Genomic DNA, 2,285 nt, shown 5'->3' on the forward strand with positions numbered 1-2,285 from the left:
GCAGGTCACCCCGTACGGGGTTCGCGGGCTGATCGCGGACGTGCGGGGCAAGGGGCTGCAAGCGGTGGGGGCGGTGTCGCTGCTGCTCGGCGCCTTCCGGGAGCACTCGCACCACGTGCCGGACCTGCGCGCCCTCGCGGACGAGCTGGAGCGCTCGCTGGTCAGGGAGATGGTCTGGCTGGGCGAGGAGGTGTGGCTGGAGGGGTTCATCACGGCGCTGCTGGTGGAGTTCCCGCCGGGGGAGGAGGCCGTGCGCACGCTGGACTGCGGCCACCCCGGGCCGTACCTGCTGGGCGGCGCCCCTCCGGGGGTGCGGCGGTGGGACGCGGCCGACCCGGGGCTGCCGCTCTGCATGGGCGTGCTGGGGGTGGCGCGGCCGGAGGTGCAGACCCGGCCCTTCCCGCCCGGCTGCACGCTGCTGCTGGTGACCGACGGGGTGACCGAGGCCCGGGACGCGGCGGGGGAGTTCTACGACCCGGTGCTCGGGCTCGCCCCGCTCGGCCCGTTCGCGGGGCCGGGGGAGGCGGTGGACGCGCTGGTGGCGGACGTGGCGCGGTGGACCGGCGGGCCACGGGACGACGACATGGCGGTGCTCGCGGTGACGCGTCTTCCTGCGGGGCGGTGAGACGCCTTCCCGCAGGGCGGTGAGGCGTCCTCGCCCGGGGCGGCGACGCGCCGCGCCGGGCTGACGCGCCGACCGGGCACCTCGGATGACGGCTCCGGTCGGTCACGCCGATATCACGGTGGGGTTACGGACGGGCCGTGCTCCACGGGATCCGGCCAAGTTGAGGGACTCCGTCCGGTGGCTGGAAATCGAACGTCCGAATACCGGACGATGAAATGGACGCGCGGGCCCGGCGGTGATCGGGGGGACCGCCGGGCCCGCGCCGCCCGGTCCGACAGGCGTCGACGGTCGCGGAGCGCATCCGGCGCGGCGCGCGAGGACCCGTGGGACGGGCACAAGTGCCGGTCGCGACGGTGGCGGGATCCGGCCGACCTGGTGATCGTCCGGAAACGGACGCGAAGGTTGCCGGGTATCGAATCGGTGACCGAGAGTCGCACTGATGAACGAGATGTCGCACTCCCGCCAGCCCCGTCTGCTCGGCCACCGCGATTTCCGGTTCCTGTTGACCGGCGCCGCGGCGGCTCAGACGGGCAGTCAGGTCACCCTCGTAGCACTGCCGTTGGTGGCCGTGCTGGTACTGGACGCCACCCCGTTCGAGGTCGGTCTGCTGACCGCTGCCGAGACCGCCGCGTTCCTGCTGGTCGGCCTGCCGGCCGGCGCCTGGCTGGACCGGATGCGCAAGCTCCCGGTGCTGGTCCGCGCCGACGTGGTGCGCTGCCTCGCCGTCGGCTCGATCCCGCCGGCGGCGGCGCTCGGGGTGCTGACCATGCCCCAGCTCTACCTGGTCGCGCTGGTCACCGGGGTGGCCACGGTGTTCTTCGACGTCGCCCACCAGTCCTTCCTGCCCGCCGTCCTGCCGCGCGAGCACCTGGTCGGCGGGAACGGCGCGCTGGAGACGGTCCGCTCCTCGGCGCAGATCGCCGGACCGGGCCTGGGCGGCGCCCTGGTCCAACTGCTCGGCGCGCCGCTCGCCATCGTCGCCGACGCCTGCGGCTACCTCGCCTCGGCCCTGCTGCTCACCCGGATCAGGGTCGAGGAGGCGCTGCCGGAGCCGGACCCCGGACGCTCGCTGCGCGCCGAGGTGGCCGAGGGCGTGCGCTTCGTGCTCAGACACCCGCTGCTGCGGTCGATCGCCACCGCCACCGCCACGTCCAACCTGTTCTCCGCCGTGCTGATGGCCGTGCAGACGGTCTTCTGGGTGCGGGTGCTCGACCTGTCGCCGGGCACCATCGGCGTGCTGCTGTCCGCCTCCGCCGTCGGCGGGCTGGCGGGCGCGCTGTGCGCCGGGCGGCTCTCCCGGTGGGTCGGGCAGGCCCGGCTGATCTGGCTGTCCACCGTGGTCACCGCGCCCTTCGCGATGCTGTGGCCGCTGTCCGACGGCGGCACGGGCGCGCTGCTGTTCGGCCTCGCCAACGGGGTGGTGCTGTTCGGGGCGGTGGCCTACAACGTCGCGCAGGTCAGCTTCCGGCAGAGCGTCTGCCCGCCGGAGCTGCTCGGACGGATGAACGCCACCATGCGCTTCCTGGTCTGGGGCACCATGCCGATCGGCGCCCTCGGGGGCGGGGCCGTCGCCGACTGGGCCGGGCCGCGCGCCGCGCTGTGGCTCTGTGCGGCGGGCTTCCTGTTGGTGCCCGTACCCCTGCTGCTGTCGCCGCTGCGG

2 protein-coding genes are annotated in these 2,285 nt (G+C 74.7%); both read left to right on the forward strand.

All coding sequences use genetic code 11. The features are described 5' to 3' along the window. Positions 1 to 625 (forward strand): PP2C family protein-serine/threonine phosphatase (locus tag J0670_RS36120; RefSeq protein WP_207816940.1); only part of this gene is annotated, 625 nt, incomplete at its 5' end. 439 nt (positions 626 to 1,064) lie between these two features. After that, positions 1,065 to 2,285, forward strand: a 1,221-nt coding sequence (locus J0670_RS36125) for an MFS transporter (protein ID WP_207816942.1), incomplete at its 3' end; no start/stop codon positions are given.

The organism is Streptomyces sp. FH025, assembly GCF_017427025.1.
Lineage (GTDB): Bacteria > Actinomycetota > Actinomycetes > Streptomycetales > Streptomycetaceae > Kitasatospora.